The following is a 17,736-nucleotide window of genomic DNA, read 5'->3' on the forward strand; positions in this document are numbered from 1 at the left end:
TCCACTTTTCCTGGAAATGCTCCAATGAAACCAGCGCAACAGGCGGGGACGATATTGCCATGGCCAAAGGTAGATTTGCTTTCGCAAGCGCGCCGGAAAGATCGCTGGCGCTCGGGGAGGTTCATGCGCGGCCGACGGTGCTTCTCGCACCCTCGCGCATCATCGTCCAGCTCGCCTTCATGATGGATGGCGGTTCCGCCGTGCATCACTCGGTCATCGCGGAAATGTCGCGCAGCCGCGGTGTTGCGCCGCCGGAGCGCGATGCCCGTCACCATGCCATGCCCTGGGGGCAGGGCACCTTGCGCTGGGAGCGGCATACCGAATTTTCGACCTGGTTCTGGGATGGCCCCGCGCCGGAAAAATTCGGCGGCGAGATTGCCGGCGATCCCTTCGGTGACGGCTTTTCGCCGCCCGGCTCGCTGATCTCGGGCGTGCGGCTTGAAATCCGCCCGGAAAATGGCGTGGCGTCTCAGGCGGAGACAATCTTCGAGCCGACCAGCCTCTGTCACAGTGACGTGCGTGACGGTCAGGCGGCGATCCTCACCGATTTCCGGCAGGATCGCGACGGGCTGACGCAGATATTGGTGATCGACCGGGGCCTCAGCGATTACAGCCGCGGTGCGCTGGTGCAGCGGCTGTTGGATATCGAGACCTATCGCACCCTTGCCATGCTCGGCCTGCCGATGGCGCAGACGCTGTCGCCGGAAATCCGCCGCATCGAGGACGGTTTGACGGGTATCACCCAGCGCATGAAAAACGGTGCGCGCGACGAGGCCGATGCGCTCTTGGCGGAAATGACCCGGCTTGCCGCGGAGCTGGAGGCCAATGCCGCGCTCAGCCTCTATCGCTTTGGCGCCAGCCGCGCCTATGACGGCATCGTGCGCGAACGCATCCGGGCGCTCGCCGAAACCCCGGTACAGGGCCATGAGACCATGGGTAGCTTTCTGGAACGGCGCATGGCGCCGGCCATGCGCACCTGCCAGTCGGTGGAGGAGCGGCAGGCCAACCTGTCGCGCAAGCTCTATCGCGCCACGGCGTTGGTTCGAAGCTGGATCGATGTGGAACTGGAACGGCAGAATACGGTGTTGCTGAACACCATGAACAAACGCGCCGCCATGCAGCTTCGCCTGCAGCAGACCGTGGAAGGCCTCTCGGTCGCCGCCATCTCCTATTATGTCGTCGGCCTCATCGGTTATCTCACCAAGGCGATCAGCCATGATGTGCTGCCGCTCGACCCCGCCGTGGTCACCGGCATCTCCGTTCCTTTCGCGGTCTTCGGCGTCTGGTGGGTGGTGCGCCGCATCCGCCGCTCCCATGCCGAGGGCGGGCACTGAGCCATCCCCACCCTTCATCCCTGTGACGAGCACAGGGATGAGAAAGGCGGCGGTTCCCTCAGCTCTGCTCCCAATAGGGTGAAGGCCCATAGAGCCCGGCCAGATAATCGATGAACAGCCGCACTTTCGCAGGCAGGAATTGCCGGCTCGGATAAACCGCCGAGAGCGTGACGTTTCGCGATCCCTCATAACCCGGCAGAACCTGCACCAGCTTGCCGCTGCGCAATTCATGGCCGATATCCCAGGTGGAGCGCAGCCCAATGCCGAGCCCTGATATCACCGCCTCGCGGATCACCTCGCTGGAATTGGTGATAAGCATCCCCTCCGGGCGAATGCTCATCGCGCCGCTCGGTCCCTCCAGTCGCCAGACATCGTTATTATGGGCAGGCAGGCAGCGGTGCTTCTTCAAGTCCTCGATTGTTGTCGGCATACCGTGGGCAGCCACATAGTCCGCCGACGCGCAAAGCATGCGACGCACCGGGGCCAGCCTGCGAGCCACGAGGCTGGAGGAATTGAGATCGGCGATACGGATCGCCAGATCGTAACCACCCTCGATGATGTCGATGAATTCGTCGCTCAGCACCAGATTGACCGAAAGATCCGGATGCCGCTCCATGAAACCCTTCAGATGCGGCGCGATATGCATGCGCCCGAAGGAGGTCGGCGCGGAAACCTTCAGTGTGCCGTTGACCGTATTGGCGCGGCCGGACACGAAATCCTCGGCCTCCTCCAGCCCTTCCAGCACGGCAAGCACCCGCTCGTAAAAGCCCTGTCCCGCTTCGGTCAAAGAGATTTGCCGCGTGGTGCGCTGGAAAAGCCGTGCGCCCAGCTTTTCTTCCAGCCGCTTGATGCGCTTGGAAATGACGGCGGGCGAATAACCGAGCTCCCTTGCGGCCAACGACATGCTGCCGGAGGCGGCAACGCTTGCGAAGACTTCCAGATCGCCCAGATTCGTCATAGTTGCCCTCGATTGTTTCCAGAATGGAAAAAATCCATAACATTTGATTGCGTCGTTTCAAAGTGGTAAAGAAAGAATACCAGTTGGGAAAATGGCATGGAGGAGGGGCGGTGACGCAGCCGATCAAGTTTCTGGAGCCGCGCGCGAAAGTCGTCGCGGGGCGTGACCGCATCATAGCGGACCTCAAGGATATTCTGCCGGCGGATTGTCTTGTGCACGAACCGCGCGAACTCGTGCCTTTCGAAACCGACGCCTTCGTCTCCTATCGCCGCCTGCCGCTGGCCGTGGCGTTGCCGAAAACGACGGAGGAGGTGGCGGCGGTGATGACATATTGTCACCGTTACGGCATACCGGTTGTGCCGCGCGGGGCTGGCACCTCGCTCTCCGGCGGGGCGATCCCGCAAGAGGATGCGGTGGTGGTCGGCCTTTCCAAGATGGCCTCGATCCTCGAACTGGATTTTTATAACCGTACAGCGCGGGTGCAGGCGGGCGTCACCAATCTTTCCATTTCCGATGCGGCAGGTGCTGAAGGTTTCTTTTACGCGCCGGACCCCAGCTCGCAGCTTGCCTGCACCATCGGCGGCAATATCGGCATGAATTCCGGCGGCGCGCATTGCCTGAAATACGGCGTCACCACCAATAATCTGCTTGGCGTGAAAATGGTGCTTGTCGATGGCACAGTGTTGGAACTGGGCGGCAAGCACCTCGATGCGGCCGGCTACGATCTGCTCGCCCTCGTCTGCGGCTCGGAAGGTCAGCTCGGTATCGTCACGGAAGCGACAGTGCGGCTGATCGCCAGGCCGGAAGGCGCGCGACCGGTGCTGTTCGGCTTCGAGACGTCCGAGGAGGCCGGTTCCTGCGTGGCCGATATCATCGGGGCGGGCATCATCCCGGTCGCCATCGAATTCATGGACAAGCCAGCCATCGAAATTTGCGAGGCCTTCGCCAAAGCGGGCTATCCGCTGGATGTCGGCGCGCTGCTGATCGTCGAGGTCGAAGGCTCCGAGGCGGAAATGGACGCCATGCTGGCTGACATCGTGGCGATTGCCCGAAAACATGGGGTGAAGACGGTGAAGGAATGCCAGTCGGCGATGGAAGCGGCGGCAATCTGGAAAGGCCGCAAATCCGCCTTCGGCGCGACCGGCCGCATCGCGGATTATATCTGCATGGATGGAACGGTGCCGCTTTCGCAACTTTCTTATGTATTGAAAAAGACAAGCGAAATCACCGACCGGCTCGGCCTGCGCGTTGCCAATGTCTTCCATGCCGGCGATGGCAATATGCACCCGCTCATCCTGTTCAACGCCAACGATCCGGAGGACGCAGCCCGTGCGGAAGAGGCAGGCAATGAAATATTGAAGCTCTGCGTCGATGCCGGCGGTTGTCTCACCGGCGAACATGGTGTGGGCATCGAAAAACGGGACTTGATGCGCCACCAGTATGGCGAGGCCGATCTTGCCCAGCAGATGGCGGTGCGCGCGGCTTTCGATGAGGACTGGCTGATGAACCCTTCCAAGGTGTTTCCGCTGGAGGGGAGGGGATGATGGGTGTGGGATTTTTGACGTTGGAGAGTGTGGCTTACCCCCCTCTGCCCTGCCGGGCATCTCCCCCTCACGGGGGGAGATCGATATGCCGCCCTCGCTCGTTTCATTGGCAGGGTGCCATCCGCTTGTCGATGTCCCCCCTTGAGGGGGAGATGCCCGGCAGGGCAGAGGGGGGTGTCTCTTGCTCCGAGCGCAGTGTTTCCCACACAAACCTCGCTGTCCCATGCCCGGAGCCCGCCGCCCCATGCTGACCCCCTATGCAGAAACCCAGGTCGCCGACATCATCCGCGACCACGCCGCGCGAAAATCCGCACTGAAAATCATCGGCGGCAACACCCGCTCCGGTTTCGGCAATGCTGTCACGGCAGATGAAGCACTCTCTTCCCGCGCGATGAACGGCATCGTTTCCTATCTGCCCGCCGAAATGGTCATGACCGTCAAGGCCGGCACCCCGCTCGCCACCGTCGAGGCGGCTCTCACTGAAAACCGTCAGATGGTGGCCTTCGAGCCGATGGATCACCGCCCGATCATGGGCACCGAAGGTGAGCCGACCATTGGTGGCGTCTTCGCCGCCAATGTTTCCGGCCCGCGCCGTTATGTGGCCGGTGCGGCCCGCGACAGCCTGCTGGGTATCCGTTTCGTCAATGGCAGCGGTGAGGTCATCAAGGCCGGCGGCCGGGTGATGAAGAATGTCGCCGGGCTTGATCTTTCGAAATTCCTGGCTGGGTCTTTCGGCACGCTCGGTTTCCTCACCGAAGTCACATTCCGCGTGCTGCCGAAACCGCCGGTGGAAAAAACCGTCGTCGTTTCCGGTCTCGACGATGAAGCGGCGACGCGCATCATGGCGGCGGCGATGGCGATGAGCGTCGAGGTTTCCGGCGCGGCGCATCTGCCGGAAAGCGTTCGTTCCCGTTTCATCGATGGCGGATTGCCGGACGGCCCGGCGACCATCCTGCGTCTGGAAGGCCTTGCGGCTTCGGTGGAGGCGCGCACGGCCAAACTCCTTTCCGTCATGGACCGGGTCGGGCCGTGGGCGCTGCTGGAGGCCGAGGAGAGCAGGCTTTTGTGGCGTCAGGTGCGCGATGTCGCGCCCTATGCCGGGCGGGCGGCGAAGCCCTTGTGGAAAGTATCGGTCGCGCCTTCGGTGGGGCATCAGCTTGTTGCGGCGCTGCGCATGGAGGCGGGCATAGACGCCTTTTACGACTGGCAGGGCGGCCTTGTCTGGATGCAGATGGAGGCGGACCCCGAGGCGGATTTGCTGCGGGGCGCGATCCGGGCGCTTGGCGGCGGCCACGCGACTTTGGTGAGGGCAAGTGATGCGGCGCGCGCCACGGTCGCGGCCTTCGAACCGCGCCCGGCGGCGGAAGCGCTGCTTTCTGCGCGTATCAGGGAGAAGCTCGATCCGGCGGGCATCTTCAATCCCGGCAAGATGGCCGTAACGATGGAAGGGGCCGTCTGAACCATGCAAACATCATTCACATCAGAACAACTGGCCGATCCGCATGTGGCGGAATCCGAAAAAATCCTGCGCAAATGTGTGCATTGCGGCTTCTGCACCGCCACCTGTCCCACCTATGTCACGCTCGGCAACGAGCTGGACAGTCCGCGCGGCCGCATCTACCTCATCAAGGACATGCTGGAAAACAGTCGCCCGGCCGACCGCGAGGTCGTCACCCATATCGACCGCTGTCTTTCCTGCCTTGCCTGTACCACCACCTGTCCCTCCGGCGTGGATTACATGCATCTGGTCGATCATGCTCGCGCCCATATCGAACAGACATACAAGCGCCCCTTCAGGGATCGGCTGATCCGTAATCTTCTGGTTGCCGTCCTGCCCCATCCAGCCCGTTTCCGGCTGGCCCTGCATCTGGCCCGGCTGGCGCGGCCTTTCTCCGGTCTGCTTGCCAAGGTTCCGGCGCTGAAGCCGCTGCAATCCATGCTCGCTCTCGCCCCCGTCGCCGTGCCTGCGGCCTCCGCATCGACCCGTCCGGGAGAGCGGCCGGCCGAAGGCGAGAAACGTGGACGCGTGGCAATCCTCACCGGCTGCGCCCAGCCGGTGCTCGATCCCGGCATCAACGAGGCGACGTTGCGCCTCCTGGCGCGGCTCGGCATTGAGGTCGTGGTGCCGAAGGGGGAGGGCTGCTGCGGTTCTCTCGTGCATCATATGGGGCGCGAGGAAGAGGCGCTCACCTCCGCAAGGCGCAACGTTGACGTCTGGACGCGCGAGATGGAACGCGGCGGTCTCGACGCCATCATCATCACCGCTTCCGGCTGCGGCACCACCATCAAGGATTACGGCCATATGCTGCGGCTCGATCCGGCCTATGCCGAAAAAGCCGCGCGGGTCTCGGCTTTGGCGAAGGACATCACCGAATATCTCGCCACCCTCGATCTGCCGCAAAAGCAGAATCAGGGTCTGACGGTGGCCTATCATTCCGCCTGCTCCATGCAGCACGGCCAGAAAATAACGCTCGCCCCAAAACAATTGCTGAAGGCGGCGGGTTTTACCGTGCGTGACCCGGCGGAAGGACATCTGTGCTGCGGCTCGGCCGGAACCTACAACATCCTGCAGCCGGAAATTTCCAGCAAACTCAAGGCGCGCAAGGTGAAAAATATCGAAGCCACAAAGGCGGATGTCATCGCCACAGGCAATATCGGCTGCATCACGCAGATCGGAACCGGCACGGATATGCCGATCCTGCACACTGTGGAACTGCTGGACTGGGCCTATGGCGGACCGAAGCCGGCGAGGCTTTCGGTTTAGAACGCCGTGTGCCGATAAGGCAGTGATCCAGCGCGCCATGACGTGTGCCGCAAAGATTGGGTCGTGAGGGTTTTCTTTGTTCTCTCCTCATCCCTGTGCTTGTCACAGGGATCCAGCCAGCCCAAGTCTTTGGGCTTGAAGGACTCTCCCCGCCGCGCAGACGCGCGTCGGCTGGATTCCTGTGACAAGCACATGAATGACGGAAGAGAGCTAGAACTTATACGCCACGCCGAAATTCACCGCATTGGTGATGATATCGGTCTTCAACGAGCCGCCATTGTCGATATCGACGTCGACGAAGGAATAGGTGCCCTTATATTCCACGAAGGTCGACCAGTTGTCGGTGATGCGGTAGCTGAGGCCGGCCTGCGCCTGCAGGGTTGCGCCGCCGAACTGGTATTCGAAGGTCCTGCCTGAGGGACGGTAGACTTCCACATGCGGCACGTTGATGCCGACGCCGGCACCCACATAAGGGGTGATCGGCAGGGATTCCAGCGGGAAGCGATAGAGCGCATTCAGCGTCAAAAGGTTCAGGCCGTCGGTGAATTCGAAATGCGACCAGCCGGAACGGGCAAGCGTCTCGTCGTCGGCATAGACCTTGTCATGGGTGAAATCGAGCGAGATGCCGAAATTCCTGAGCTGGCCCTCATCGAACCAGTAGGTGCCGCGCACGCCCCAATAGGGTGGATTGGAAAACGACTTGCCTTCCCACCCGGCCCGGAAATCAGGCCCGTCGGAAACCGTCACATCGCTGTGCGGCGCGCTTTGCCAGCCGCCATAACCGGAAATTTCAAATTCGCCCGCGATTGCGGCAGAGAAGGAAACGCCGCTGAAGAGCAGGGCGCAAACAAATGAAGTATGGCGCGGCATGAAGTGAATCCAGATTGATATCAGTAATTCACCAAACCGTTTTTTGATAACATTTGAATGACAGAAACGAAAAACGGGCGGTCAGTTGACCACCCGTTTCAAGGCCGTTCCGTCATCTTTGTGAGAGAGGTCCGGCGCCTGGCGTCCCCCGCCAAGTCTCCTTCAATCAATCTAGCGCCGATTGTACCGCTGCGGGACGTCAATTCAAGCGCGATGCGCCGCCACGCCGAATATAAGCCTACGTATTAGCGGTGCCGTTGCCATCATATCACTATGACCTTGGTGCCCACATTCACGCGTTCATAGAGATCGGTGACATCCTCGTTGCGCATGCGGATGCAGCCGGAGGAATTGTTGCTGCCGATTGTCCAGGGTTGGTTGGTGCCGTGGATGCGGTAAAGCGTCGAGCCGAGATACATGGCGCGGGCGCCCATCGGGTTCGCCGGGCCGCCTTCCATGAAGGCCGGCAGGTAATGTCCCTTCCTCGCCTCGCGGGTGATCATTTCCTTCGGCGGGGTCCAGCTCGGCCATTCCGCCTTGCGGGTCACCTTGTGGGTGCCTGCCCATTCGAAACCGGGCTTGCCGACACCGACGCCGTACCGCCGGGCCTTGCCATCGGCGAGAACGAGATAAAGGAAACGGTTCGGCGTATCGATGACGATGGTCCCGGGTTTTTCACTGGTCGTATAGGTGACGATCTGCGGCAGGAATTGCGGTGCGATCTGGGTGCGCACCGGCGCGTTGGGGCGTACTGCGGCATTCTGCACCCTTGCCGGGCGCTGCGATGTGACGCCGGAGCTGGGGCGCTGCGGCATGGCGGCCTGACGCCGCTGGAAGAACGGCTGGCGTGCGGCAGGGGCGCGCGGATAAACCACGGGGCGAACATTGCCGCGACCGCCGAGCTGGGTGACCCAGGGGGCGGAAAGATCGGGGCTGACGACAATGGGCGGACGCTCGCGATAACGCTCATTGGCCATGGCGGCCGGAACGGCAAAGGTGGAAACGAGGCTCAGCGCCAGAAAAACGGACTTTATCGTCATCGGGTGGACTCTCTCTGCGGGATGTCGCAACTATGGATTTGCGGGGCTGTTCGCCCGCTTTGCCGGACAGGTTCGCACCTCGACGCCAGCGAATCGTAAATGGCGGCTCATTAAAAAGCGCTTGATTAGGGAAAGCTGTATTTAAGGTTAGCACCCGGTTTTGAAACGTGGTGAATGAGTGGTAAGTGCGCGGTCTGAACCGGTCGCGGGCTGGAGTGAGAAGGGTGATTGCGGAATGAATGAAGCGGGACTTGAAACGGGCGCGGATGGCCTGGTGCGGTGTTTCTGGCAGCAGGGACTTGCGGATTACAGCCGTTATCACGATGAGGAATGGGGTTATCCCGTCACCGACGATCGCCGCCTTTTCGAGAAGATTTGCCTGGAAGGTTTCCAGTCCGGCCTTTCCTGGCTGACCGTTCTGCGCAAGCGCGAGGCTTTCCGTCTCGCTTTCGCCAATTTCGAATTCGAAAAGGTGGCGGAATTCGGTGACGCCGATATCGAGCGCTGCCTTGCCGACAAGGGCATCATCCGCCATCGCGGCAAGATCGTTTCGACCATCAACAATGCCCGCCGCGCCATGGCGCTGCGCGATGAATTCGGTTCGCTCGCCCGTTATTTCTGGGGTTTCGAACCGGCCGCCGCAGAAAGGCCGCAAAGGCTGGACTATGCGACTTTAAGGGCCAACCCCACCAGCGCAGCCTCCATCCGCCTTTCCAAGGATTTAAAGAAACGGGGCTGGACCTTTGTCGGCCCGACGACCGTCTATGCATTCATGCAGGCCATGGGTATGGTCAACGACCATATCGAAGGCTGTCATTGCCGCCAGCCGATTGAGGCCATGCGGCGGGAGTTTGTACGTCCATGAAGGTAACCTCCCTTCTTCTGGCTCTCACCCTGGCCGTCGCCGCCCTGCCGCATGCCTCCTTCGCGGAAGGCCGCAATGTCGACGGTATCTGGCTCGATGACGGCGAAAGGCTGAGGGAAGTAGTCCTGCCGCCGGAGGGACCGCTGACGCTGGACGGCTGGACGCGGCGTGGGCGTGGCGATGTTTATCGCCTGAAGGTGAAGGCCGGGCAGACGGTGAAGATCGAGCTTGCAGCTTCCAGCGAATTCGTGCTGATGGCGGTCTTTGATTTTTCGACGCCGGATGAGGACGCGATCTTCTTCAGCGATTCCCAAGGGAAAACTGCAACCCTGACGCCCAAGGCGGATACGGAATGGCTGATCCGCCCGACGCTGATCCTGGGATCGCCGCGCCGTGGGCTCGGGGCGCACTACACATTGACGATCAGCACCGGAAAATAACGCCCCGCCTTTTGCTCAGGCGGCTTGGGTCAGCATGATCAGGCCGAAACTCAGAACGCCCAGCAGCACGAGCGACAGGCTGGCGGCAATGATGACCTTGCCACCGGCATGGCGAAGGCTGCGAATATCGACCGATAGTCCCAGAGCCGCCATCGACATGATCGTGAGGATGTTGGAGAGCGAGGCGACGGGGGAAAGCAGGACCTCGGGGATGAGGCCGAAGGAGCGTGCCATGATCATCAGCACGAAGCCGATGATGAACCACGGAACCATCTGCTGCAGCTTCAGGCGTCCCTTGCCGGACTGGCCGTGAATGACGGAGAGAGTGGCGATGACAGGCCCCAGCATCAGCACGCGGATGAGCTTGACGATGGTGCCCGTCTGCACGGCCACGGCTCCAAGCGGTGCGGTGGCGGCCAGAACCTGCGGCACGGCATAGACCGTAAGCCCGGCGAAGATGCCGTATTGGGTGGCGTCGAGTCCGAGGAGCTGCGGCAGGAACGGCATCAAAAGCACGGCAGCGACACCGAGAACGGCAGTAAAAGCAATCGAGGCGGCGACATCTTCAGGCTTGGCGCCGATGGCGGGCGCGGCGGCTGCGATGGCGGAATTGCCGCAGATGGAATTGCCGCAGGCGATAAGGGTTGCGAGTTTGGGCGGTAGACCCAGCATTCGTCCGGCTGCGTAGCTCACAGCCAACGACAGCGCCACGATCAGCGCGATGCCGCCGATCAGCAAGCCGCCAGCGCCTTTGAGAATGGAAAGGCTCAAGGATGCGCCGAGAAGCGCCACGGCGATTTCAAGCAGGGTCTTGGCACTGAACTTTATCCCCGCCGAAGCGACTGAAGGTAGCGACACCAGCGAACGCAAAAGCGTGCCGATCAGGATGGCAAGCACCAGATCGCCAAGCCAGGCGTGACCAGCAATCCGCACCTGAAAACGCTCCGCCAGAATGGCGGCACAGCTGACCGCCGCGCAGATGAGAATGCCCGGCAGAAGCGGGCTGAGCCAGCGGAGAGAAAACTGAAACGGATGAGCGAGGGTGCGATGATGTGCCATGGGCAGACAATGACGTAGCCGCCTGTTTTATTCTATCAAATAATATGGCATATATCGTTCAATAAAATCGAATGAAACGCCATGACCTTCGAACAACTCCGCATCTTCATCGCCGTCGCCGAACGCGAACATCTGACCCGCGCCGCCGAAGCCATCGGCCTCACGGCGTCCGCCGTCAGTTCCGCCATCAAGAATCTCGAGGCCTTTTATAATGTCGAGCTGTTCCATCGCGTCGGCCGCAACATCGAGTTGACCGAAAGCGGCCGGGCGTTTCTGGGTGAGGCCAAGGCGACGCTGGCGCGTGTACGCAATGCCGAATTGATTCTCTCAGAAATGGGCGGCTTGACGCGCGGCGAAATCACCGTCTGCGCCAGCCAGACGATTGCCAGCTACTGGCTGCCGCCAATCCTGATGCAGTTCAAGAAACTCTATCCCGGCGTGACCGTGCGGCTTGATATCGGTAATACCAAGACGGTGACGGAGGCGGTGCTGGAAGGTCTGGCGGAGGTCGGGTTCATCGAAGGCAAGATCGATGAGCCGGCACTGATGGTGCAGCCGGTCGTGTCGGACAAGCTGCTGGTCGTCACCGGTTCGGCCCACCCCTTTGCCGATGGCCGTTATCTCACAGCACTTGATATGCTTTACGGCACATCCTGGGTGCTGCGTGAGCAGGGCTCCGGTACCCGTTCCGCCTTTGAAGCGGCGGTGCGGCAGATGGGTGTGGATCCGGGTGAGCTCTCCGTCATGCTGGAATTGCCATCCAACGAGGCCGTGGTGATGGCTGCCCGCTCCGGCGGCGCGGCCACCGCCGTCTCCGCTTCCGTCGCGTCGCTTTTCCTGCGGCAGGGCCTGCTAGTTCGTGCCGGCATCGATCTGCCGGCACGCAATTTTGCCCTGCTGCGCCACAAGGAGCGCCATACCAGCCGCGCTGCGATGGAGCTGGAGCGTCTCAGCCGGGCGGCGTCGGAGGATTATAAGGCGGGACTTGCGGGGTTGTAGGCCGCAGGCGCAAGGCGCGTGATGATCACGTCATTTCCCGCGCAATGACATGATGCACGATGCGATAATCCCTGCTTTCCTCCCCGAAGGGGGCTAGTGGCCAGTCCCATGCGGCAGCAGGCGCGGCAATCTCGATGCCATGCAGCAGGTCTTCATGCTGCTGCATGCTTCCATCCTTGCCGATGACATCGAAGGCTGTATCCGTCACAAGGCAAACCTTGCAGGGCAGGCCGGCCAGTGCATCGACATGCGTATGGATGAGCTTTGGCAAGAGATCATCCGGCGCAGCAGCGATTTTCTCCCGTTCCAGCCGATGCTGCGCGCCCGTGCCGATCTGCGACAGGAGGTTGGCCGAGACGACGAAATCGAGATAGGGCACCCGCCGCAGGAAATCGAGCGGTTCCGCCGTCCGGCCCGCCAGGAGATCATCGAAGCCGGAGAGATCGCGATTGGCGATGCGGACATTCTTTTTGGCGTTCAGCCGCAGCTTCGCCTGGACGCTGGCAAGATGCACCAGATCGACCAGAACGACGGTATCGAACATCGCTACCAGCGCATCATGGGGTACATCCCGCAACAGGCCGGAACCCAGAACGACTGCCGTCCGTCGCTGCTTCAGCTTTCTCGCCGCTTGCAGCACGAATTGCCGGCTGTTGTTCTCATGCTCCGCCCAGGCTTTCGCGCAGCGATTGGCGCGCGCCCAGAGGTTGACGGAATAGCGGACATGCGGCCGGAATTCTTTCGGCGTGACCGCACGGGTGGCGGCATATTGCAGGGCTTCGAGGATCATGAATGCCTAACGGTAAATTTCACGGCGATGGCCGATTTCGACCACCAGAACGACCAGCTTGTGGTCCTGTATATCGCAGATGATGCGGTAATCGCCCACCCGGTAACGCCAGAAATTTCCGAGCTCAGAACCTTGCAGCGCTGCGCCGGTTCTGCGCGGATTGTCGTCCTGGGCAACGCGGTCCGTCAGAAATGAAACGATGCGATTGGCATCGCTCTTCGTCAGCTTGCCCAGTTGCTTGACGGCATTTCGCTGGAATTCAATTCTCCAGATCAAGATCACGCATCACTTCTTCCAGAGTATAGGTGCGCTCCTTATTGGAGATGCGTTGCCGAGTCGCCTCTTCTGCAAGATAAAGGTCTTCCATATCCTCGATATGTTTCTCGATCGCCTCGCGGATATAGTAAGCCGATGTGCGGCCCGTGCGCTCAGACAGCGCCTTCAGCCGCTCATAGGTCTCATCAGGCAGGCGGATGGCCGTCTGTTTGCTCATGGGGGCAGGTCCTTTACGATCCGAAGTGGGATACACGTATCCCATATATCATCACTTGCCTTGCGGGGCCAGCAGAACCGCAGCCTTTGCGGCTTGCCGCACCGGGCTTCATCCTCTAAAGCATGTCTCCCAAAAGTGCGCAGCGATTTTGGGATAAAGACATGCGCAAAAACAGAAATTAAAGCGCGGCGCGCTTTAACACCGGCATAATTTCAGGAAAATATCGGATCGGCATCATGAGCGAAAAAGCAAAAAAGCCTCAGAAACTGAAAGCCCGCCTGCCGCGCGGCTTCGTGGATCGTTCTGCTGCCGATATCCATGCCACCAATGAGATGATCGAGAAAATCCGCAAGGTCTACGAGCTTTACGGTTTCGATCCGATCGAGACCCCTCTGTTCGAATATACCGATGCGCTCGGAAAATTCCTGCCCGATAGCGACCGTCCGAACGAAGGCGTGTTTTCGCTACAGGATGACGACGACCAATGGATGAGCCTGCGCTACGACCTGACCGCACCGCTCGCCCGTCATGTCGCTGAGAATTTCAACGAAATCCAGCTGCCTTACCGCACCTATCGCGCCGGTTATGTCTTCCGCAATGAAAAGCCAGGCCCCGGCCGCTTCCGGCAGTTCATGCAGTTCGATGCCGATACGGTGGGCGCCTCCGGCGTGCAGGCCGATGCCGAAATGTGCATGATGATGGCCGATACGATGGAAGCGCTCGGCGTCAGCCGCGGCGACTATGTCATCCGCGTCAACAACCGCAAGGTGCTCGACGGCGTCATGGAAGCGATCGGCCTCGGGGGTGAGGACAATGCCGGTCGTCGTCTCAACGTGCTGCGCGCCATCGACAAACTCGACAAGTTCGGCCCGGAGGGCGTGAAGCTGCTGCTCGGTCCCGGCCGCAAGGATGAGTCGGGTGATTTCACCAAGGGTGCGGGCCTCGGTGACGAGCAGATCGAAAAGGTTCTGTTTTTCGTCGGTATCACGAATTATGCCGATAGTGCCGATGATCTTGCAGAACTGGTTGCGGGTACGGCGAAGGGCGAGGAAGGCGTTGATGAACTCAACACCATCGGCGCCCTGGTCTCCAGTGCCGGTTATGATGCGACACGCATCAAGATCGACCCCTCCGTCGTTCGAGGCCTCGAATATTATACGGGTTCGGTCTTTGAGGCTGAGCTGACTTTCGACGTTACCAATGAAAAGGGCGAAAAGGTCGTGTTCGGCTCGGTCGGCGGTGGCGGTCGTTACGATGGTCTCGTTTCGCGTTTCATGGGCCAGCCGGTTCCGGCTACTGGCATCTCCATCGGCGTTTCACGCCTGATGACGGCGCTGAAGAACCTCGGCAAGCTCGGACAGGTCAAGCCGCTCGCCCCGGTGCTCGTCACGGTCATGGATGGCGATGTGGAGAGCATGGGCCGTTACCAGCGCTTTACCCAGGCGCTGCGCGCCGAGGGCATCCGCGCCGAAATGTATCAGGGCAACTGGAAGAAATTCGGCAACCAGCTGAAATATGCCGACCGTCTCGGCTCCCCCATCGCCATCATTCAGGGCGGTGACGAGCGCGCCGAGGGCGTGGTGCAGATCAAGGATCTGATCGAAGGCAAGCGCCTTTCCGGCGAGATCGAGGACAATGCCAGCTGGCGCGAGGCGCGGGTGGCGCAGGTCAGCGTGCCGGAAGCCGAGCTGGTGGCGAAGGTCCGCGAGATTCTGGAGCATCAGGCAGAGGACGTTCGCCGCGCCGCCGAAGGGCGCTGAAGCCATGGCGATCCTTGCGCTCGACCATGTTCAACTGGCAATGCCGGCGGGCCGCGAAGAAGAAGCGCGGCGGTTTTACGGCCGCCTGCTTGGTTTTGCGGAGCAGGCAAAGCCCGCCAATCTGGCCGCACGCGGCGGGTGCTGGTTCACCTGCGGCCCGATAAAACTGCATCTCGGCGTCGAGCAGGATTTCCGCCCGGCGAAGAAAGCCCATCCGGCCCTTCTGGTCGATGATCTGGCAAGCTTGCGAAAAACACTTGAAACAGCAGGCTGCCATGTGGTTGAGGATGAGCCGCTGGAAGGGTATCACCGGTTTTATGTCCATGATCCCTTCGGAAACCGCATCGAAATGATGCAGCCGCTCGAACCGTGACGAAAAGTACCGTTCCATGCCCCTGATCGACATGCCGGAATTTGCCGGAGAGCTACTGGAAGAATTCTCCGCGCGCCGCACAAGCCGCGTGAACACGCCCGTCATCCAGCCCGCCGAACCGTTTCTGGATATGGCAGGCGAGGATTTGCGCCGCCGTATCTTCATGACGGAGAGCGAGACGGGGACAAGCCTCTGCCTGCGCCCCGAATTCACCATCCCCGTCTGCCTGCGCCATATCGAGACGGCGACCGGTACGCCGAAGCGTTATTCCTATGTGGGTGAGGTCTTCCGCCAGCGCCGTGAAGGTGCAAGCGAGTTCTATCAGGCCGGCATCGAGGATCTCGGCGATACCGATATCGCCGCCGCCGATGCCCGCGCTGTCATCGACGCCACCGGCATTCTGCAGCGCCTGCTGCCGGGCCGGGCGCTCGCCGTCACGCTGGGCGACCAGCAGGTATTCGAGGCGGTGGTTGCAGCGCTTGGCCTGCCGCTCGGCTGGCAGAAGCGGCTGGTGCAGGCTTTCGGCGATATGGCGCAGCTGGACGCGCTGCTGGAAAGCCTTGTGCATCCGAAGCCGATGACCGGCCTCGACGCGCGGGTCGCCGGCCTTCTGGCGACGGGTGACGAGGCGGTGCTGGTCGATTATCTCGACACGGTGATGCAGGAAACCGGCTATTCCACCAATGCCAGCCGCTCACCGCTCGAAATTGCCCGCCGTCTGCGGGAGAAGCTCGCGCTTGCGGCGACGCGCCTGCCGGATGAGAGTTTCGAGTTGCTGAAACAGTTCCTGGCCTTGCAGGCGCCTTTGCCTCGGGCCTCGCAGGTCCTTGGCGATTTTGCCGCCAAGGCCAAACTGAAGCTGGACGGCGCGCTTTCCGCTTTCGATAAACGCGTTGCGGCCCTTGCCAATGCCGGTGTCGATCTTGAAACCGCGACCTATGGCGCTGCCTTTGGCCGCCCGCTCGATTATTATACCGGCCTTGTTTTCGAGGTGGTGGAGGCTGGCAGCGACAGCGTGCTGGCGGGCGGCGGCCGTTACGACCGGCTGCTCACGCTTCTCGGCGCACAGGAAAAAATACCGGCCGTGGGCTTCTCGCTCTGGCTGGATCGCATCGAGACGGTGCGCGGGAGCGACAAGCCATGATCACAATCGCATTGCCCTCCAAGGGCCGGATGAAGGAAGACGCGTCCGCCGTTCTGGAACGCGCCGGGTTGAAGGTTGCGTCGGTCGGTAACGACCGCTCCTATCGCGGCCGCATCGAAGGGCGCGACGATATCGAGATCGCCTATCTGTCGGCCTCCGAGATCGCCCGCGAGATCGGCGCTGGCACGGTGGATTTCGGCGTGACGGGTGAGGATCTTGTACGCGAGGGACTGACCAGTGCCGACGCGCAGGTGGAATTCTGCGCCCGTCTCGGTTTCGGTCATGCGGATGTCGTTGTCGCCGTGCCTGAAATCTGGCTCGATGTCGACAGCATGGCCGATCTTGGCGATGTGGCGTCCGAATTCCGCGCCCGTCATGGCCGAAGGCTCGCCATTGCCACCAAATATTGGCGGCTGACGCAGCAGTTCTTTTCGCGCCAGCACGGCATTCAGCTGTATCGTATCGTTGAAAGCCTCGGCGCGACCGAGGGTGCGCCGGCGGCGGGGCAGGCGGATATCATCGTCGATATTACTTCAACCGGCTCGACGCTGAAGGCCAACCACCTGAAAATCCTCTCGGACGGCATCATCGTCCGTTCAGAAGCCTGCTTCGTGCGTGCCCGCAAGCCCGACCATGAAGGCGATGCGGCGGTTCAGGAAATCGTCTCGCGCATCAGGGCTGCGGTCTGATGACGTAAAAAAAGCCGCCGGAGCGATCCGGCGGCTTTTTTATTGGTAATCGATTTGGCTTATGCGTGGGCGACAGCCGCGCCGCGCTTGGCGTCGACGGAATAGGCGCCAGCGCCGAAGGCGGCAAGCAGGATGTAAGCGCCGGCAAGGGTGATGTTCTTGACCATCATGATGCCGTTCAGCGTGTTGATCCAGCCAAGAGCCGACTCAGGCCAGCCAGGGACGGCAACGGTGCCACTGTGGAAAACCAGACCGGTGAAGATGCAGAAGACGGCAAGCGCCCAGGCAGCGATCTTGGTCTGGAAACCAGCGAGAATGGCAAGGCCGGCGACGAATTCGAACAGGCCTGCAATATAGGCAAGCGCGGTTGCGGCGGGCAGGCCGGCGCCGGTGATCATGCCGGCCGTGCCGGCCGGATCGACGAGCTTGCTGAAGCCCGAGGTGATGAAGATGAAGGAAAGCAGAAGACGGGCGATGAGAACGAGAACGTTCTGGCTGGTGGACATGGATATCTCCGGTAAATAATCGGCGTGTCGCCGGTTGAACTGCAATGTCTGGAGATATCAATGACCGAAAATCATCCGCCCATAAAGATGAACAATAGAAGACAAATC

The 17,736-nt window shown here is 61.1% G+C and carries 19 protein-coding genes; 11 read left to right on the forward strand and 8 right to left on the reverse strand.

Annotated elements, in window-relative coordinates:
- The first annotated feature begins 59 nt into the window (after positions 1–59).
- Positions 60–1,334, forward strand: a complete 1,275-nt coding sequence (locus tag ACQZ48_RS05080; protein ID WP_142912807.1) for a DUF3422 family protein — start codon at positions 60–62, stop codon at positions 1,332–1,334.
- A gap of 58 nt (positions 1,335–1,392) precedes the next feature.
- Here the strand turns inward: ACQZ48_RS05080 and ACQZ48_RS05085 are convergent, their stop codons facing one another.
- A complete protein-coding gene (locus ACQZ48_RS05085) occupies positions 1,393–2,292 on the reverse strand; it encodes a LysR family transcriptional regulator (RefSeq protein ID WP_448728637.1) in 900 nt (299 codons plus the stop codon).
- 110 nt (positions 2,293–2,402) lie between these two features.
- On the opposite strand from ACQZ48_RS05085, the gene ACQZ48_RS05090 reads away from it, so the two are divergent.
- The 3 genes from ACQZ48_RS05090 to glcF all read left to right on the forward strand — a co-directional run bounded on the left by ACQZ48_RS05090 (position 2,403) and on the right by glcF (position 6,600).
- A complete protein-coding gene (locus ACQZ48_RS05090; RefSeq protein ID WP_137409819.1) occupies positions 2,403–3,836 on the forward strand; it encodes an FAD-linked oxidase C-terminal domain-containing protein in 1,434 nt (477 codons plus the stop codon).
- A 244-nt stretch (positions 3,837–4,080) separates the two neighbouring features.
- Positions 4,081–5,295, forward strand: a complete 1,215-nt coding sequence (glcE, locus tag ACQZ48_RS05095) for a glycolate oxidase subunit GlcE (protein ID WP_448728638.1) — start codon at positions 4,081–4,083, stop codon at positions 5,293–5,295.
- A gap of 3 nt (positions 5,296–5,298) precedes the next feature.
- Complete coding sequence (gene glcF, locus ACQZ48_RS05100; protein WP_191217038.1) at positions 5,299–6,600, forward strand: glycolate oxidase subunit GlcF; 1,302 nt, start codon at positions 5,299–5,301, stop codon at positions 6,598–6,600.
- Positions 6,601–6,810: 210 nt separating this feature from the next.
- Here glcF and ACQZ48_RS05105 read toward each other — a convergent pair whose 3' ends face one another.
- Both ACQZ48_RS05105 and ACQZ48_RS05110 read right to left on the reverse strand, forming a co-directional pair.
- Positions 6,811–7,470: an outer membrane beta-barrel protein gene (locus ACQZ48_RS05105; protein ID WP_149146854.1), complete on the reverse strand. Its 660-nt coding sequence runs from the start codon at positions 7,468–7,470 to the stop codon at positions 6,811–6,813.
- 263 nt (positions 7,471–7,733) lie between these two features.
- Entirely contained in the window at positions 7,734–8,510 is a 777-nt protein-coding gene (locus tag ACQZ48_RS05110) for a L,D-transpeptidase (RefSeq protein WP_137409822.1), read from the reverse strand.
- Positions 8,511–8,745: 235 nt separating this feature from the next.
- Here ACQZ48_RS05110 and ACQZ48_RS05115 point away from each other — a divergent pair, with 235 nt between their 5' ends.
- Together ACQZ48_RS05115 and ACQZ48_RS05120 are read left to right on the forward strand one after the other, a co-directional pair.
- Positions 8,746–9,375, forward strand: coding sequence for a DNA-3-methyladenine glycosylase I (locus ACQZ48_RS05115; RefSeq protein ID WP_077983316.1), 630 nt, complete (start codon positions 8,746–8,748; stop codon positions 9,373–9,375).
- Complete coding sequence (locus tag ACQZ48_RS05120; protein WP_137409823.1) at positions 9,372–9,815, forward strand: hypothetical protein; 444 nt, start codon at positions 9,372–9,374, stop codon at positions 9,813–9,815. The genes ACQZ48_RS05115 and ACQZ48_RS05120 overlap by 4 nt, the downstream gene beginning before the upstream one ends.
- Before the next feature lie 15 nt (positions 9,816–9,830).
- Here ACQZ48_RS05120 and ACQZ48_RS05125 read toward each other — a convergent pair whose 3' ends face one another.
- Positions 9,831–10,874, reverse strand: a complete 1,044-nt coding sequence (locus tag ACQZ48_RS05125; RefSeq protein WP_089153242.1) for a YeiH family protein — start codon at positions 10,872–10,874, stop codon at positions 9,831–9,833.
- Positions 10,875–10,955: 81 nt separating this feature from the next.
- On the opposite strand from ACQZ48_RS05125, the gene ACQZ48_RS05130 reads away from it, so the two are divergent.
- Positions 10,956–11,873, forward strand: coding sequence for a LysR substrate-binding domain-containing protein (locus ACQZ48_RS05130; RefSeq protein WP_077983313.1), 918 nt, complete (start codon positions 10,956–10,958; stop codon positions 11,871–11,873).
- Positions 11,874–11,898: 25 nt separating this feature from the next.
- Here ACQZ48_RS05130 and ACQZ48_RS05135 read toward each other — a convergent pair whose 3' ends face one another.
- Genes ACQZ48_RS05135 through relB form a run of 3 tightly spaced genes read right to left on the reverse strand, consistent with a single transcriptional unit; the run spans position 11,899 to position 13,156 of the window.
- A complete protein-coding gene (locus tag ACQZ48_RS05135) occupies positions 11,899–12,663 on the reverse strand; it encodes a hypothetical protein (RefSeq protein ID WP_173988215.1) in 765 nt (254 codons plus the stop codon).
- Between the two features lie 6 nt (positions 12,664–12,669).
- On the reverse strand, positions 12,670–12,939 hold the full coding sequence (locus tag ACQZ48_RS05140) for a type II toxin-antitoxin system RelE family toxin (RefSeq protein WP_191217136.1): 270 nt from the start codon (positions 12,937–12,939) through the stop codon (positions 12,670–12,672).
- Positions 12,923–13,156 (reverse strand): type II toxin-antitoxin system RelB family antitoxin, encoded by a 234-nt coding sequence (relB, locus tag ACQZ48_RS05145; RefSeq protein ID WP_191217037.1) that lies wholly within the window; start codon positions 13,154–13,156, stop codon positions 12,923–12,925. Before relB ends, ACQZ48_RS05140 begins: the two co-directional genes overlap by 17 nt.
- A 236-nt stretch (positions 13,157–13,392) precedes the next feature.
- On the opposite strand from relB, the gene hisS reads away from it, so the two are divergent.
- From hisS to hisG, 4 genes are read left to right on the forward strand one after another with little or no spacing between them, the layout of a single operon-like run.
- The gene (gene hisS, locus ACQZ48_RS05150; RefSeq protein WP_173988217.1) at positions 13,393–14,916 is read left to right on the forward strand and encodes a histidine--tRNA ligase; all 1,524 of its coding nucleotides are present in this window, start codon (positions 13,393–13,395) and stop codon (positions 14,914–14,916) included.
- Between the two features lie 4 nt (positions 14,917–14,920).
- Positions 14,921–15,289, forward strand: coding sequence for a VOC family protein (locus tag ACQZ48_RS05155; protein ID WP_137409828.1), 369 nt, complete (start codon positions 14,921–14,923; stop codon positions 15,287–15,289).
- Between the two features lie 16 nt (positions 15,290–15,305).
- Positions 15,306–16,433, forward strand: coding sequence for an ATP phosphoribosyltransferase regulatory subunit (locus tag ACQZ48_RS05160; RefSeq protein WP_448728639.1), 1,128 nt, complete (start codon positions 15,306–15,308; stop codon positions 16,431–16,433).
- Positions 16,430–17,122, forward strand: coding sequence for an ATP phosphoribosyltransferase (gene hisG, locus ACQZ48_RS05165; protein WP_173988221.1), 693 nt, complete (start codon positions 16,430–16,432; stop codon positions 17,120–17,122). Before ACQZ48_RS05160 ends, hisG begins: the two co-directional genes overlap by 4 nt.
- Before the next feature lie 59 nt (positions 17,123–17,181).
- Here hisG and ACQZ48_RS05170 read toward each other — a convergent pair whose 3' ends face one another.
- Positions 17,182–17,628 (reverse strand): DoxX family protein, encoded by a 447-nt coding sequence (locus tag ACQZ48_RS05170; RefSeq protein WP_448728640.1) that lies wholly within the window; start codon positions 17,626–17,628, stop codon positions 17,182–17,184.
- Positions 17,629–17,736 lie beyond the last annotated feature (108 nt).

The sequence above is a fragment of the Agrobacterium sp. 22-209-1 genome (assembly GCF_053522485.1).

Bases quoted from the DNA above. Each gene is read 5' to 3' on its own strand.
- ACQZ48_RS05130 (WP_077983313.1), top strand. From the start codon at position 10,956: ATGACCTTCGAACAACTCCGCATCTTCATCGCCGTCGCCGAACGCGAA.
- ACQZ48_RS05125 (WP_089153242.1), bottom strand. From the start codon at position 10,874: ATGGCACATCATCGCACCCTCGCTCATCCGTTTCAGTTTTCTCTCCGC.
- ACQZ48_RS05170 (WP_448728640.1), bottom strand. From the start codon at position 17,628: ATGTCCACCAGCCAGAACGTTCTCGTTCTCATCGCCCGTCTTCTGCTT.
- ACQZ48_RS05120 (WP_137409823.1), top strand. From the start codon at position 9,372: ATGAAGGTAACCTCCCTTCTTCTGGCTCTCACCCTGGCCGTCGCCGCC.
- relB (WP_191217037.1), bottom strand. From the start codon at position 13,156: ATGAGCAAACAGACGGCCATCCGCCTGCCTGATGAGACCTATGAGCGG.
- ACQZ48_RS05160 (WP_448728639.1), top strand. From the start codon at position 15,306: ATGCCCCTGATCGACATGCCGGAATTTGCCGGAGAGCTACTGGAAGAA.
- ACQZ48_RS05115 (WP_077983316.1), top strand. From the start codon at position 8,746: ATGAATGAAGCGGGACTTGAAACGGGCGCGGATGGCCTGGTGCGGTGT.
- ACQZ48_RS05110 (WP_137409822.1), bottom strand. From the start codon at position 8,510: ATGACGATAAAGTCCGTTTTTCTGGCGCTGAGCCTCGTTTCCACCTTT.
- ACQZ48_RS05155 (WP_137409828.1), top strand. From the start codon at position 14,921: ATGGCGATCCTTGCGCTCGACCATGTTCAACTGGCAATGCCGGCGGGC.
- ACQZ48_RS05135 (WP_173988215.1), bottom strand. From the start codon at position 12,663: ATGATCCTCGAAGCCCTGCAATATGCCGCCACCCGTGCGGTCACGCCG.
- hisS (WP_173988217.1), top strand. From the start codon at position 13,393: ATGAGCGAAAAAGCAAAAAAGCCTCAGAAACTGAAAGCCCGCCTGCCG.
- ACQZ48_RS05105 (WP_149146854.1), bottom strand. From the start codon at position 7,470: ATGCCGCGCCATACTTCATTTGTTTGCGCCCTGCTCTTCAGCGGCGTT.
- ACQZ48_RS05085 (WP_448728637.1), bottom strand. From the start codon at position 2,292: ATGACGAATCTGGGCGATCTGGAAGTCTTCGCAAGCGTTGCCGCCTCC.
- ACQZ48_RS05080 (WP_142912807.1), top strand. From the start codon at position 60: ATGGCCAAAGGTAGATTTGCTTTCGCAAGCGCGCCGGAAAGATCGCTG.
- hisG (WP_173988221.1), top strand. From the start codon at position 16,430: ATGATCACAATCGCATTGCCCTCCAAGGGCCGGATGAAGGAAGACGCG.
- glcE (WP_448728638.1), top strand. From the start codon at position 4,081: ATGCTGACCCCCTATGCAGAAACCCAGGTCGCCGACATCATCCGCGAC.
- glcF (WP_191217038.1), top strand. From the start codon at position 5,299: ATGCAAACATCATTCACATCAGAACAACTGGCCGATCCGCATGTGGCG.